Annotated in this window: 8 protein-coding genes; 6 read left to right on the top strand and 2 right to left on the bottom strand. The window is 29.2% G+C overall.

The window, feature by feature from the left end; all coding sequences use genetic code 11:
* Positions 1-87 precede the first annotated feature (87 nt).
* From ACZ5SO_RS13845 to ACZ5SO_RS13820, 6 genes are all read left to right on the top strand, one after another.
* Positions 88-1,836: a peptide ABC transporter substrate-binding protein gene (locus ACZ5SO_RS13845; protein WP_464625407.1), complete on the top strand. Its 1,749-nt coding sequence runs from the start codon at positions 88-90 to the stop codon at positions 1,834-1,836.
* Positions 1,837-1,925: 89 nt separating this feature from the next.
* Positions 1,926-3,185 carry a 3-phosphoshikimate 1-carboxyvinyltransferase gene (aroA, locus tag ACZ5SO_RS13840; RefSeq protein WP_464625406.1) on the top strand — a complete coding sequence of 420 codons (1,260 nt, stop codon included), beginning with the start codon at positions 1,926-1,928 and terminating at the stop codon, positions 3,183-3,185.
* Positions 3,182-4,189 carry a threonine aldolase family protein gene (locus tag ACZ5SO_RS13835; protein WP_464625405.1) on the top strand — a complete coding sequence of 336 codons (1,008 nt, stop codon included), beginning with the start codon at positions 3,182-3,184 and terminating at the stop codon, positions 4,187-4,189. The genes aroA and ACZ5SO_RS13835 overlap by 4 nt, the downstream gene beginning before the upstream one ends.
* Positions 4,190-4,203: 14 nt before the next feature.
* Positions 4,204-4,980, top strand: coding sequence for an EFR1 family ferrodoxin (locus ACZ5SO_RS13830; protein WP_464625404.1), 777 nt, complete (start codon positions 4,204-4,206; stop codon positions 4,978-4,980).
* Between the two features lie 6 nt (positions 4,981-4,986).
* Positions 4,987-6,240, top strand: coding sequence for a MalY/PatB family protein (locus ACZ5SO_RS13825; RefSeq protein WP_464625403.1), 1,254 nt, complete (start codon positions 4,987-4,989; stop codon positions 6,238-6,240).
* 30 nt (positions 6,241-6,270) lie between these two features.
* Positions 6,271-7,617 carry a hypothetical protein gene (locus tag ACZ5SO_RS13820; protein ID WP_464625402.1) on the top strand — a complete coding sequence of 449 codons (1,347 nt, stop codon included), beginning with the start codon at positions 6,271-6,273 and terminating at the stop codon, positions 7,615-7,617.
* Between the two features lie 3 nt (positions 7,618-7,620).
* Here the strand turns inward: ACZ5SO_RS13820 and ACZ5SO_RS13815 are convergent, their stop codons facing one another.
* Together ACZ5SO_RS13815 and ACZ5SO_RS13810 are read right to left on the bottom strand one after the other, a co-directional pair.
* A complete protein-coding gene (locus tag ACZ5SO_RS13815) occupies positions 7,621-10,989 on the bottom strand; it encodes a UvrD-helicase domain-containing protein (RefSeq protein ID WP_464625401.1) in 3,369 nt (1,122 codons plus the stop codon).
* Positions 10,986-13,670, bottom strand: a complete 2,685-nt coding sequence (locus tag ACZ5SO_RS13810; protein ID WP_464625400.1) for a PD-(D/E)XK nuclease family protein — start codon at positions 13,668-13,670, stop codon at positions 10,986-10,988. Before ACZ5SO_RS13810 ends, ACZ5SO_RS13815 begins: the two co-directional genes overlap by 4 nt.
* Positions 13,671-13,763 lie beyond the last annotated feature (93 nt).

Below are 13,763 nucleotides of genomic sequence, written 5' to 3'. Positions count from 1 at the left end.
TACTATTCTATATATATTATGCTATAATATAAACAAAAATATTTTAAAAGAATAGAGATATTTATCAAATCTACAAGGAGATAATTTATGAAAAAGACATTATCTATTACTCTAGGCTTACTTTTATTAGCTACAGTACTAGTTTCTTGTGGTGGAAAAGAAGAAGTAACAGAACAACCTACTACTTCACAAACCACTACTACAACATCTACTGAAGAAAAAGCTACTACACCAACACCTACTGTTGAACCAACTACTCCAGACGTTTCAGCAACTGTTGAACCTGTTGCTACAGATACAACAATGGATGAAGGCGTTAAATTCGTAATTTCTAATGGTGCAGAACCACAATCATTAGATCCAGCTAAGGTTCAAGGTGTTCCTGAACATAGAATCTTAATGGCTTTATTTGAAGGCTTAGTCTCAGTTGATCCTAAAACTGCAGAACCAGTTCCTGGTTTAGCTGAATCTTGGGAAGCTAATGAAGATGGTACAGAATATACATTCCATTTAAGAGAGACTACATGGTCAGATGGCGTTCCTATCACAGCTAATGATGTTGTTTATTCTTGGTTAAGAGAATTAGCTCCTGAAACTGCTTCTCCATATGCATGGTTCCCATGTATGTTTATCGAAGGGGCTGCAGAATATAATTCTGGTGAAGCTGGTCCTGAAGCTGTTCAAATCGAAGCTGTTGATGATTATACATTCAAGATGAAATTGATTGGTCCTCTACCTTATGCAGTTGGTGCTCTTGAACATTATTCATTCGCTGTTGTTCCACAACATGCTATTGAACAATACGGTGATCAATGGACTCAACCTGAAAACTTCGTTGGAAACGGTCCTTTCACACTAAAAGAAAGAATTCCACAATCAAAGATTGTTTGTGTTCCTAACGAATTATACTGGGATGCAGATTCAATCCACATTGATACTCTTGAATTCTTATCATCAGAAGATGAAAACACTAACTACAATATGTACTTAGATGGTCAAATCGACTGGTTAACAAACGTTCCTACAGATAAATTAAGTTCAGCTCAAATGAGAGACGATTATCATGCTTCTCCTCAATTAGCTACTTACTACTATACATTCAACGTACAAGATCAATTAAATAGTGGTGAACCTAATCCATTAGCAGATGAAAACTTAAGAAAAGCTATTGCATATGCTATTAATCGTGATGATTTAGTTGATTACGTTACAAAAGCTGGTCAAATCCCTGCTTGGGGTATGGTACCAGATATGGCAGGTTACGATGCATTAGACTTCCCATTTGAAGACAATGACGAAGCTGTTGATATGGCTAAAGAATTCTTAAGCGAAGCTGGTTATGCTTCAGGTGAAAACGTACCTACATTAACAATTCTTTATAATACAAGTGAAGGTCACAAACAAATCGCTGAATTCATTCAACAAGAACTAAAAACAAAATTAAAAATCGAAGTTGAACTAATTAACGAAGAATGGGGTACTTACTTAACAGACAGAAATACTGGTAATTTCGAAATTGCTAGAGCTGGTTGGGTTGGTGACTATCAAGATCCAAATACATTCTTAGATATGTTCGTAACAGGCAGTGCTATGAATGGTGGTAGATATGAAAACCCACAATTCGATGCTTTCATTAAGAACGCAGCTACAGTTACAGATCCAGCAACTAGACTATCTCTTCTAAGAACTGCTGAATATACTCTAGTAACACAAGATCAAGCTGTTATGCCATTATACTATTATGTTACTCTTAACATGATTGATACTAATGTTTGGGACGGTTGGTATACAAATACAATGGATTACCATCCCTACAAAGGCATTATGAAAAAATAATTATTAATTATATAATTTATCACTCCTCATAATTAATGAGGAGTGTTTTTTTTATAGACTTATATTTTTATTTAGTTTATATTTTTTCTATGGAAAAAATTATTACCCCTTCTAATATTTCTGGCGAAATTTATATCCCAAGTTCAAAAAGTCAAACAATTAGAGCTTTACTAATTGCCACTTTTGCAAAAGGTAAAAGTGTAATCAAAAATGCTCTAATCTCTAATGATACAATTAGTTGTATAAAGGCCTGTAAAGCTTTTGGTGCTTTAATTACTAAAGAAGGAAATTCTTTAGTAGTAGACTCAAGTAATGTAAAAAAATTATCATCTGCTATTACTATAGATTGTGAAAATAGTGGAACAACATTATATCTTGCATTAGGTCTTGCAGCATATTTAGAAACAGAAGTAACCTTTACTGGTGATGCTTCATTAAAAAAACGTCCTATTGGTCCACTTCTTAAAGCATATAAAGATTTAGGATGCTCAGTGAGTGATACAAATTTCCCTCCTTTTACTATAAAAGGACCTATAACCAAAAATAAAACAATAATCGATTGTCCTACCTCTCAATATCTATCTTCACTTCTTTTAGCATCTTGTGTTGCTAAAACTGATGTAGAAATCATTACCCCTCTTTTATATGAAAAACCTTATGTTCAATTGACTCTAGAATGGATAAAGAATCAAAATTTTGATTTCTCTATTTCTAAAGATTTACAACATTCTTTCATAAAAGGAAACCAAAAATTTAAACCTATCGATGTGACAATTAGTGGAGACTATTCAAGTGCAACATTCTTTTTTGCCCTTGCTGCAATCGGTAAAACTTCAATAACAGTTAAAGGATTAGAAAAAAATGATCCTCAAGGGGATAAGCACACTCTAGATATTTTAGAAAAGATGGGCTGCTCTATTGAATGGGGAGACAACTTTGTTAAAGTCACTGGTCCTGATAAACTAAAAGGTGGAACCTTCTCACTTAACTCTATGCCTGATGCACTCCCAGCTCTTTGTGTAGTAGCTGCATTTAGTTGTGAAAAAGTCGTTTTGAATAATGTTGCCCAAGCAAGATTAAAAGAAACTGATAGAATTACTACTATGAGGAAAAATTTAGAGAGGCTTCAAGTTAAAGTTAAAGAATTACCAGATGGTATTGAAATATATGGAAATGGGATAATTGAAGGCGGATTTGTCAAAGGTTATGAAGACCATAGGATAATTATGGCAATGGCAATAGCTGCTTTGTACGCTAAAGCACCAATTACAATTGATGATATCTCTGCCGTTAGTGTTACTTTTCCTTCTTTCTTTGAATTAATTGAAAAACTAAAGGATCAAAAATGAAATATATAGATTTAAGAAGTGATACAATAACTCAACCTACTCAAGGTGTTAGAAAAGCTATATATGAAGCTGAAGTTGGTGATGATGTTTATGGAGAAGACAAGACTGTAAATAAACTTGAAGATCTCGCAGCTACTATTTCGAATAAAGAAGCAGCACTCTTTGTTCCAACAGGCTCTATGGGAAATTTATTATCTCTAATGATAAATGGTGGTAGATCAACTGAAGTTTTATGTGCATCATCTTCTCATATTATCCAACATGAAATCGGAGCTTGTAGCTCAATCGGCAACATCTTACCAATTGGCATTCCTAAAAAAAATGGCATCTTAGAAGCTGAAGATTTTAGACCTTTAATTAAAGAAGATCATATTTATGACATGGCCAAAACAAGTATTTTAGAAGTTGAAAATACTATAGGTGGAGCCATTTATCCTATGGAAAATTTAAAAGGTATTAGAGACCTAGCTGTTAAAAATAACTTAAAAGTACATATGGATGGGGCAAGAGTTTTTAATGCTAGTGTTAAAACTAAGAAAAGTGTAAGTGAAATTGCTTCATACTGTGACACTCTTACCTTTTGTCTTTCTAAAGGTTTAGGAGCCCCTATGGGGTCTATGCTTTGTTCAACTAAAGAGTTTATATATGAAGCTAGAAGGCTTAGAAAAATGCTTGGTAGCGGCATGAGGCAAATAGGCTTTATGGCTGCAGCTGGGATTTATGTACTAGAAAATCAAGTTGAACGTTTAGAAATTGATCACAAAAGAGCCTCTGAAATCGCTAACACTTTAAAAAATAATGAAAACGTAATAGTCCATGGGAAAACTGAAACAAATATAGTGTTTTTCAATGAAAAGGGCATTGAAGCAAAAGATAGTATTTTAAAACTAAGAAACATGGGTATATTAGCAAATATTGAAGGATCTTTTGTTCGCCTTGTTACTAATTTAAATTTAAATGACGATGATATGTTTAACTTATTAGAAAAATTAAAAAAATTATAAATAGGACTTAAATAATGAAGGATTTAATCATTTGCTTCTCAGGAACCGGAAATAGCTATTATGTAGCAAATAAAATAGCACAATCACAACATCATGATAATATAATAATGTTAAATGAGTTAAATAAAGAAGAATTTAAGCTCCCAGAAAGATTAGGAATAATCTTTCCAATTCATATGAGTAGAGAGCCTTTTACAGTAGAAAAAGAATTAAGAGACCTACTTTCAACTATAAAAGATTTTAGATCTCTACAATTTGTTTATGTTGTCACAACAGCTAGCATTAATTCTCCAGGTTGGGCTCATATTAGAGTTGAAAAAATGCTCAAAGACTATGGAGTTGCTACAACTTATGTTAACAATATTAAAATGCCAGATAATATTATACACCCTGCAGATGAAGAAAAAAGCAAACAACTTTTTAAAGAAGCAGATATAAAAATCGATCAAATTATAAAGGATTTAAATGAGGAAAAAATTAAATTCCCTAAATTTAGAATATTTACTAGATTATTCACTAATATTTCCTTTTTATTTAACAGATTTTATGCAAAACACTATAGTGAACAATTTACTGTCAGTGATGAGTGCACAAGTTGTAAGCTTTGTTATAAAAGTTGCCCAGCTGGTAATATTACCTTTGAAAATGGGAAACCAGTTTTTCATGATAACTGCTTTGCCTGTACTTGTTGCATAAACACTTGTCCTACTAACGCAATAAAAAAGAAAAAAGATAATGGCCAAAGATACAAAAATCCAAATGGTAACTTTAACCATATCTATAGGAGTTAAATTAATATGAAATATGATTTTGAAAATTTAGCACAAAGAGATAAGACTCCTTGTATAAAATGGGATCCTAATTTTATTAAACTGTTTTGTGGAGACAAAGATGCTACTCCATATTGGGTTGCAGATATGGAATTCAAAGCTGCACCAGAAATAAGTGAAGCAGCTAAAACCTTAGTGAATTTTGAAACTTATGGATATAGTTCTTATCCTGATATGAAAGACATCTTCATAAAATTTGCAAAAGATAGACATAATTTGACTATTGATAAATCTCAAATATCCTTAGGCCAAGGAGTTTTAAATGCAATTGCAACAACATTATTTCTCCTCTGCAATAAAAATGACAATGTAATTATTCCTTTTCCTGCCTATAAACCTTTCATAGACATATCAAAAAACCTTGGCTTAAATGTACTCCCTTGTAAATTAAAGAGAACTGAAGATTCATTCGATTTTGACTTTTCTACATTTGAAGATTTATGCAAACAAGCTAAAGTGTTTATTCTTTGCTCACCTCATAATCCATCTGGGAAAGTATATACTAAAGAAACTTTAGAAAAAATATGCGATATTGCAAACAAATATGATGTATTTGTAATAAGTGATGAAATTCACTCAGATTTAGTATTCAAAAATCAAGAATTCCACAGTTTTATTGAAGTAGCTAAAGAAAAAAATACTAAAACTATGGTTACAATGGCTCCATCAAAAACTTTCAATATAGCAGGAGAATTATTTTCTGTTTCTCTATTCAATGATTTAGATTTAAAAGAAAAATTTGATGACTTTAGAAAAGCTCTTCACTATAATAATTCTTCTTACTTTTCAACAACTCTTGCAAGAGCGGCTTATGAAAAAGGCCTTCCTTGGTTACAAGAAGTAATAGAAGTTTTAGAAAATAATGCTAGATATATTGAACAATACATGAAAGAACATGTACCTTATATCAGACCGTTAAAAGCTCAAGCTTCATTTATTTGTTTCTGGGATTGTAATAAACTACTTCCTTTCATTGAAAAAGATGCAGAAGAGAATAAACAACTGTATTCTCAAAACCAGGCCTCCCAAGGTGGCCTTCTCTCTATGTTCTTTGGAAAAAGAGCTAAAGTATGCTTTAATGATGGTTCTTGGTTTGGAGATAATGACTATAGAGGATATGTGAGATTCAACTATGCAACAAACAAAAAACAAATACAAGAAGCTTTAACTAAGATTGAGAAAGCAGTTAATGAGCTATTAAATAAATATGAAGTTAAATAAATTATTATATTTTAAATTAGAGGAGATAAAATGACCGCTGAACAGATTAAGGCTATCGATATTGCAGCTAAAGGATTAGTTAATAGATTTGGAGCTATTAAATTAGAAGACATTACAAATAAAATTCATCCTGATTTAAAAGGTGTTAAAGCAATATCTATTCACAAAATACTTAAAGAGACCGAAAGTTCTGAATACATAGTAAAAGACAATGTGTTAAAAATCATATATTTCGATATTACTTATGATCGAACTGATGAAGTATTGAGTGCTAAAGATGAATATAAACCTTGGAAAATTATAACTTGGGATGACATAAAAGATTATACCGATACTTATGATTTACCACTTTGTAAAAGAGCTCAAGAATTATTTAACTATTGCTGTCATATCAATAAAGATTTAGTTGAAAACAAACAACTATTTGCCTTCAGGTTTAGCAATTATGTTAATACTCATAAAATTGTTTCAAAGTGCTCTATTACTAAATTTTTATTAGATCCTTTTAAATTACCAACCTGGGATAAAGGTTTAGAAGCATTAATATATGATGCTATAGACAACCAAACTTCTTGGCTATGTTATGGAAGAGCTAGAAATGAAAGAATTAGTAACAAATGGGTAGATGTTGCAATTAATAGTGTTGAAGGTCTTACAAAACAACAATTTGATACAATCTTTAAATTAGCTCAAGCTGCAACAAATTTTTATGGTGTTATTTCTATAAAAAACTTCCAAAGATTGATTAAGATTTATTACAAAGATATTAAAATTAGTAGAGACGAATTAGTCACTTTATTTAAAAACTTCGATGATGATAGTAGACTTTTCTTATTTGACAACCATCTTGTTTCAGATAGAATTTATGATTGGAGTTTTGATCTATTTAAAGATGAAACACTACAAAAATTAGATGCAAAAGGCTTTAATGATTACAAGGCAAATAAAAATAAGGACACTAGTATCGCACCATTAGACACTAATTTAATCACAGAATATAGTTATGCTATGATAAAAAAACTTCAATCTAGTAAGAAATTCTTAGTCTTAGGAAAAGAAGATCTATTAAAATATCTAGATAAAAGCCATCTAAAATTGACTGAAAATTATAAAAATTTAGAAGATTATTATATTAAAATTGGAGGAATATACAAAGATAATATTAAAATCTTTAGACAAATATTTAATAGTTATGTAAATAACTGTGGAGACAATTCCCCCAATATTGTTAGAAACTTCTTCTTATCTACTCAATTTTCACAACATGATGATGCAAATATAGAGTATTTATTATTACTAGTTCAAAAAGCTTTCAACGAAGCACCAAAGTGGATTAACAATGGCTTTAGTGCTTTAGAAATAGCAAGTGTTAGCTAATATTTAATAAAAATATTCCCTATCTTTTTCTCTTAAATATACAACACAACCTTCTACACAGCTGTTAGGATGTAATCTCTTAACAGCTGTTATATATGTTTCAATTTGTTTCTTATGTATTTCAGGATTTCTATATTTATCTGTCTTAAAGTCGACAACTAAGTAATTATCATCTTTATCTTTAATTAATAAATCGATAAACCCCTCAACAACAAAAACTTTATTATTTTCATCTTCAACTCTAGAAAAAAATCCAACTTCACATTTGCAGTCATTATCTTTTACATATTTTTTATAGAAATCACTATTCTTAAATTCAAAAGCATATTCTCTAGCTATCGATTCAATTAAATCAATTTGTGTCACTGATAATTTAGAGAGAGATGAGCCCTTAGATAAAACATTTTCATCTAAAAGAGGTAATAAAGGCTTATTTAGAATTAAAGACTGTACATAAAGGTGACAAAGAATTCCAAAATCAGTATAAACCTCATCATTTTCTTCACTTAGCGTCTGTAACAAATAATCAACTTTAGATTCTGCAAGAGGTTCTCCCCCCTCGAAATTTCCATCATCTTTATGGCCAAATAAAGTTGTAACGCCAATATTCTTCAAATCTGTATCATAATTATCTTCACATACTTGATAAAATTTTTGATTTTTTAAAAATTGCTCTCTTTCAATAATAGGTTTTTTTTCAACTTTTACATAATTTTCATAAGCACTTACAACTTCAATATCCTTTAAATCCAATAAATCAATAATTTCATTATTATTATCTAAAGCCGCATTATAAATCATTGCTAACAATGACTTATCTTTGTTATCTACTATCTCTTTATCAATATTACTTCTTATAGAAGATGTCATAATTAAATGAGTTTTTGCCCTAGTTAAAGCAACATATAAAACTCTTTTAATTTCTGCTAATTCCATTTCTTTTCTAAGAGCTTTAGCTCTATCTATAAAGATGCTATCATACTTAACACCTTTAGTTTTTTTATCTATTGAAAGACAATGTTTTGGAACAGGTATATTATTTTCGACTGAAAAACTTACGGGTTTATCCTTAATAACAGAACCCATATTAGCTACTATGACAATTGGGAATTCAAGACCTTTTGATTTGTGAATTGTCATAATCTGAACACCCTTAGCCTTTTCTTTTAAAAGAGGAACTTCCTCTTCTGTAGAAGAAGATCCTAAATTACTTCGCAAGTCATCTAAGAAAACTGATAAAGATAATTGGTTATCATCATATTTTTTAGCTAATCTATATAAATAATCAAAGTTATCTATATACAAATGGTAGTTTGGTTCACAAATATAATAATATCTTAAACCTGCTTCCCACCAAATAAAATTTAATAAAGTTGATATATCATTATCTTTGGATAAATCAATTAATTGATCAAAAGTCTCTTTAAGACTTACTAATCTATCTTGCTCTTCATTATCTAGGGCAACATCAAAATTAAAGAGATTTTCACAATCAAAATTCTTCAACAATAATAATATCGTTTTTTCACTAATTGCACCTAGAGGGCCCTTTAACACGCTTGTGTAGGCTAATTTATCATCAGGATAAATAATAAGTTGTAAAATATTATATACATCATTAGTAAGAGCTTCTAAAGGAAAAGCTTTATTGTCTTGAATTATAAATGGGATATTTTTAGCTCTAAGAGCTTTTTCAAATTCAATTTGATGAGTTTTATTTCTCATCAATATCGCAATATCATCAACCTCTGGTCTTTTTAAACCATCTTTTGAAGGTATTAAATAATCATCACTATTAAGCATTCTTAATATAATTTTTGCTATTTTTGTGGCTTCACAAGCACAAGAAGAGGCACTCTCTTCATCATCTGAAATTAATGAATCACTTTCTTCACTTTTAATATAAAGTTCAATTTTTGGCTTAATTCCTTCAATTGGATTTCTTGCCCTTAAAGATTCAAATTCTGCTTCAAAAGGTTGTGTAGCATTTTCAAAAATTTTACTAAATGTTATATTGAAAAAATCGATTAATTTAGGTTCACTTCTGTAATTTACTCCCAAATTAATAACACGCCCTCCACTACTTTCTATCTCATCAGAAAGAGCTTTAAAAACTGAAACATCAGCATCTCTAAATCTATATATACTTTGTTTTTCATCACCAACAAAAAAAAGTTTTCTTTTTTCTACAGAAGAGATTGTTGGAACTCCATCATTAAACTCACTCTTTTTTTCGCTTAATAAATATGTCAAATCCTTTTGAAGTTGGTTATTATCTTGAAATTCATCAACCATTATAAACTTAAATTTATCTTTATAAATTCTACGAATCTTTTTATTTTTAATCAAAATATCCACAGCAAGATGAGAAATATCACTAAAAGTTAAAATACCAGCCTTTCTCTTTTCTAAAAAGATCATATCTTTCAAAACTTCTAAAGCAGAGACAACCTCTTCTAAATGATTATTTTGCTTAATAAAAAACAAACTATTTAAATCTAAAATTGTTTCTTTTAAATCTCTACAATTTTGACCTAATTCAACTGTTAAAGGATTTGAAGATTTGCGTGGAACTGGAATATTTATATTACTTAACTTTTCAAAAAACTTATTACTATCTGTTTCATTTTCAACTAGCTCTTGATAATAATTATTTATTTCATCAATTGCAGCTTTGGCCTTAGGAGTTAGTTTACCCCAATCACTCTCAACAATAATATGAAAAAGATTGAACAGATTTTCTACATTTTTATTTATTTCGCTACTGATTAAATCATTATAATTTTGATAAAGAGCTTCTTTATCAAATTCTAGAGGAAAATAAAAACAAGAATTAGCTAATTTAACTAAAATATCATCAATAATCTTATCTGGGGGATAGGCTTTAGATAAAAACTCAAAACCTGGTAAGATATCTTCTGTTTCTATCAATTGTTGGATACATCTTTTAGTAATTTGAGAAGCCTTGTTATTATCAATTACAAAATCACTTGGAATTCCATATCTAATACAATCTTGTTTAACAATCTGATTACAAAATGAATCAATTGTAGAAATAGTAGCCTTAGGAAATAAAGCAAACTGCTTAGTCATAATAGGAACTTTATCTTTAATTTTCAATAATTGTTTATAAATTCTTTCATACATTTCAGCAGCGGCTTTCTTGGTAAAGGTTAAAGTTAAAATTTCATCACAATTAGCTTGATTTTGAAGGATTAAATTCAAAAATCTATATGAAAGGACTGTCGTTTTACCAGCACCAGCTCCGGCTTTTACTACACAATTATCAAAACATTCGACAGCTTGTTTTTGTTCTTTTGTTAATCTATGTTTATTTTGAAGTAAATCTTCAATATCTAAATTATTTATCATTTTGTTGAGTACCTCTTTCTGCAAACTTGTCTATAATTACAATTTTGACAATTTATATCGGAAGGAGTGGTCATAAACTCTCCATTTATTATTTGCTTTAATATTGATTCCATAACATAATCAAAAGTCCAATCTATTTCTTTAAGCTCTACAGGATAACCTTCTTTCCACATATCATAATATGAACCTTTTGAAACTGAATAATAACAGGCATTAACAACAGCAGCACCTTTCTTCTCTAATAATTTTTTATAACATGGGAATTGATAATCCGGAAAATCTTCTCTCCTATTTTCATAGGCTTTTTTATGCCAAGTTGAGCCTATTGGCGTACTACCTGTTTTATAATCAACAATAGCAAACTCACCTTCTCCTATATTTACAACTCTATCAATTTTCCCTTGTAAAGAATAAAAGAAAGGTTTGTTATCTATTTCAATTTGTTCTTTAGAGACATAAGATTCTTCCATATACTCAGATTTACAAGTATTGAATTTCTTTATTTCAGCCTCAATAAACTCTCTCGACATATTTTTATATTTATCTAAAATATATATTTGTGTGGAAATTGGTGGCGACTTAGTACTTTCAAAATACTCTTGCAAATATTGATTTTTAAAATTTTCTAACCACTCTATGTATTTATCTTTATTTGCACTATAAAATTGTTTATCTTCTTCTTGAACTTTAGTAAAAAAAGCTTGAAAGACTTTATGGATAATGGTTCCAATCTCCATTGGATCATATTGAACTACATTATAATCTTGCTTATCGACACTAAATAAATATTTTAGAGCAAAAGCATATGGGCATTTATTAAATAAATTAATGCTAGTAGCTGAAAAATTTAAAAGACCATCTCTTTTAATTTTTTCAAGTATAACTTCATTTACGTCTTTTTCAATCCTTTTATCTACATAACCAGAAGGAGAAAAACGCAAGACATTTAATAGGGCTTTTTTCATAGAGAGCGTTTGATAATGTGTTAATTTAGTATTATTTATATTAGAAGTCCAAAGCTCAATTTCGTCTAAATATGGTTTATAATCTAATGAAAAAGGAGAGCTGACTATATTATTATTTTCCATGAAAAATGAAGGTGCAATTTGGGCGCCATCATAGGTTTTTTCACTATATAAGAAGTAAGTTATACCACTATTAAAACAATAATCTTTAATTACAGCTATAGTTAAATCTTCTTCTTCTCTTAAATTTTGATCGTCAACTGTTGGTGGTAATAGTGACAAAGGTTTATCAACAACCTCACAACTTTTATGATTAATATCTACAACAAAATGATAGGGAATATCTAATGAAGCAGATAGAGGATATTCAAAGATTCTAATACCATCTCTCTTTCCCTGCTCTACATAATTTTCATCAGATAATAGTCTTATAAATATTTTGAAAATTTGTTTTGCACTCTTTATGCCACTAAGCTGCATTGAAGTATTTAATAAATCCAACTTATCTATTGCAAACCTATAACTTTTTTCTCCTTTTGTTCCTATCCAACCTTTTTCTTTTTGAAGTATAAGATTTTCTAAACTATGAAGAGCAATTTGTAAATCTGCTATATTATCTACTGTGTTAATCCTAATAACTATATTTTTAAATCTCTTGTAAAAATCAAATAATTCTCTATCTTTTTTTAATCTTGCTATCCAATAATCAGATTCATATTTATTGCTTCCATGATCAATATTTGCATCTATTGCATATCTTATAAGACGTCGATTCAAACTCATATTCTCGAAAGGAAAAGACCTCTCTAAAAAAAAGCTTTTCATATCATCAAGAGCAAAATTATTATCATAAAGATTTGAAAGATAATTTAAATATTTGCCACCTGGATATTTATTAAGGCTGTATCCTTTAGATTTTGATATTGGGATGTTAAATCTCTTAGCACCAAGCTCTATGTCTTGGATATCAGAATCAAAAGAACAAAGGGTAATTGCAATATCTCGTGGGAGAATATTACCATCAAGTAATTTCTTTATCTCTCTAAATAAAGTATTTTGCAATGCATCAGAATTATTAAAAGTTATTAACTTACTATTATTTTTATAATTTTCAGACATTTCATCTTGATCATTAACATTTATAAAATGAATGAACTTTGGATTTTTCAATTTATTAAAAAATCTTTTACAACCTGGTTTTGTATCTGCTGCTATAATTGAATATTCTTTTTCTAAAACTTCCTTAGGAGCAAAAGAAAGAGATGGATCTTCAAAATTAGGTTCAAATAATTTTCTCTCTTTCAAAAACGTAGTATATGAAGAATATAATAATTTAACATCTCTCTTAAAAGGCTCTTCTAGAGTTTCAAAAACTTCACTCTCTATAGCTGTTTTTAACTGTTTTATAATATTAATTAAATATGACGTAAATCTACCAATAGATTCTGGATAATCGTTACTAATTAAATATTCAAGCTTATTTTTAGATAAAAAATCTAAGATAAAAAACTCACGTATTTGATTATTTACTTGAGTTAAATCATCATGATTTGGTAAAAAATAGTCTTTAAATGTATCATAAGATATAGCTTTATTTGCTTCTATTACACCATATTCATATGCATATTCTATAGCAAAATTTCTAGCTACAACTTCATTATGGAAGACACAAACTCTACCTTTATTTAATTCTTCAAAAATGATTTTTCTATTCATATTAATTCCTATTTATCACTTGAACTATTAATATTATTATACACCACAAAATTTAATTTATAAATTAAATTACCTTTTATTTATTTTTAAACT

This window comes from Pleomorphochaeta naphthae, assembly GCF_055396005.1.
Note: the sequence above shows the minus strand (reverse complement) of the source record. Positions and strands in the feature narration are given on the sequence as shown.

What these genes read in the sequence shown, in the direction of transcription:
- ACZ5SO_RS13810 (WP_464625400.1), bottom strand. Translation starts at nt 13,670, where the DNA reads ATGAATAGAAAAATCATTTTTGAAGAATTAAATAAAGGTAGAGTTTGT.
- ACZ5SO_RS13845 (WP_464625407.1), top strand. Translation starts at nt 88, where the DNA reads ATGAAAAAGACATTATCTATTACTCTAGGCTTACTTTTATTAGCTACA.
- ACZ5SO_RS13835 (WP_464625405.1), top strand. Translation starts at nt 3,182, where the DNA reads ATGAAATATATAGATTTAAGAAGTGATACAATAACTCAACCTACTCAA.
- ACZ5SO_RS13815 (WP_464625401.1), bottom strand. Translation starts at nt 10,989, where the DNA reads ATGATAAATAATTTAGATATTGAAGATTTACTTCAAAATAAACATAGA.
- aroA (WP_464625406.1), top strand. Translation starts at nt 1,926, where the DNA reads ATGGAAAAAATTATTACCCCTTCTAATATTTCTGGCGAAATTTATATC.
- ACZ5SO_RS13820 (WP_464625402.1), top strand. Translation starts at nt 6,271, where the DNA reads ATGACCGCTGAACAGATTAAGGCTATCGATATTGCAGCTAAAGGATTA.
- ACZ5SO_RS13825 (WP_464625403.1), top strand. Translation starts at nt 4,987, where the DNA reads ATGAAATATGATTTTGAAAATTTAGCACAAAGAGATAAGACTCCTTGT.
- ACZ5SO_RS13830 (WP_464625404.1), top strand. Translation starts at nt 4,204, where the DNA reads ATGAAGGATTTAATCATTTGCTTCTCAGGAACCGGAAATAGCTATTAT.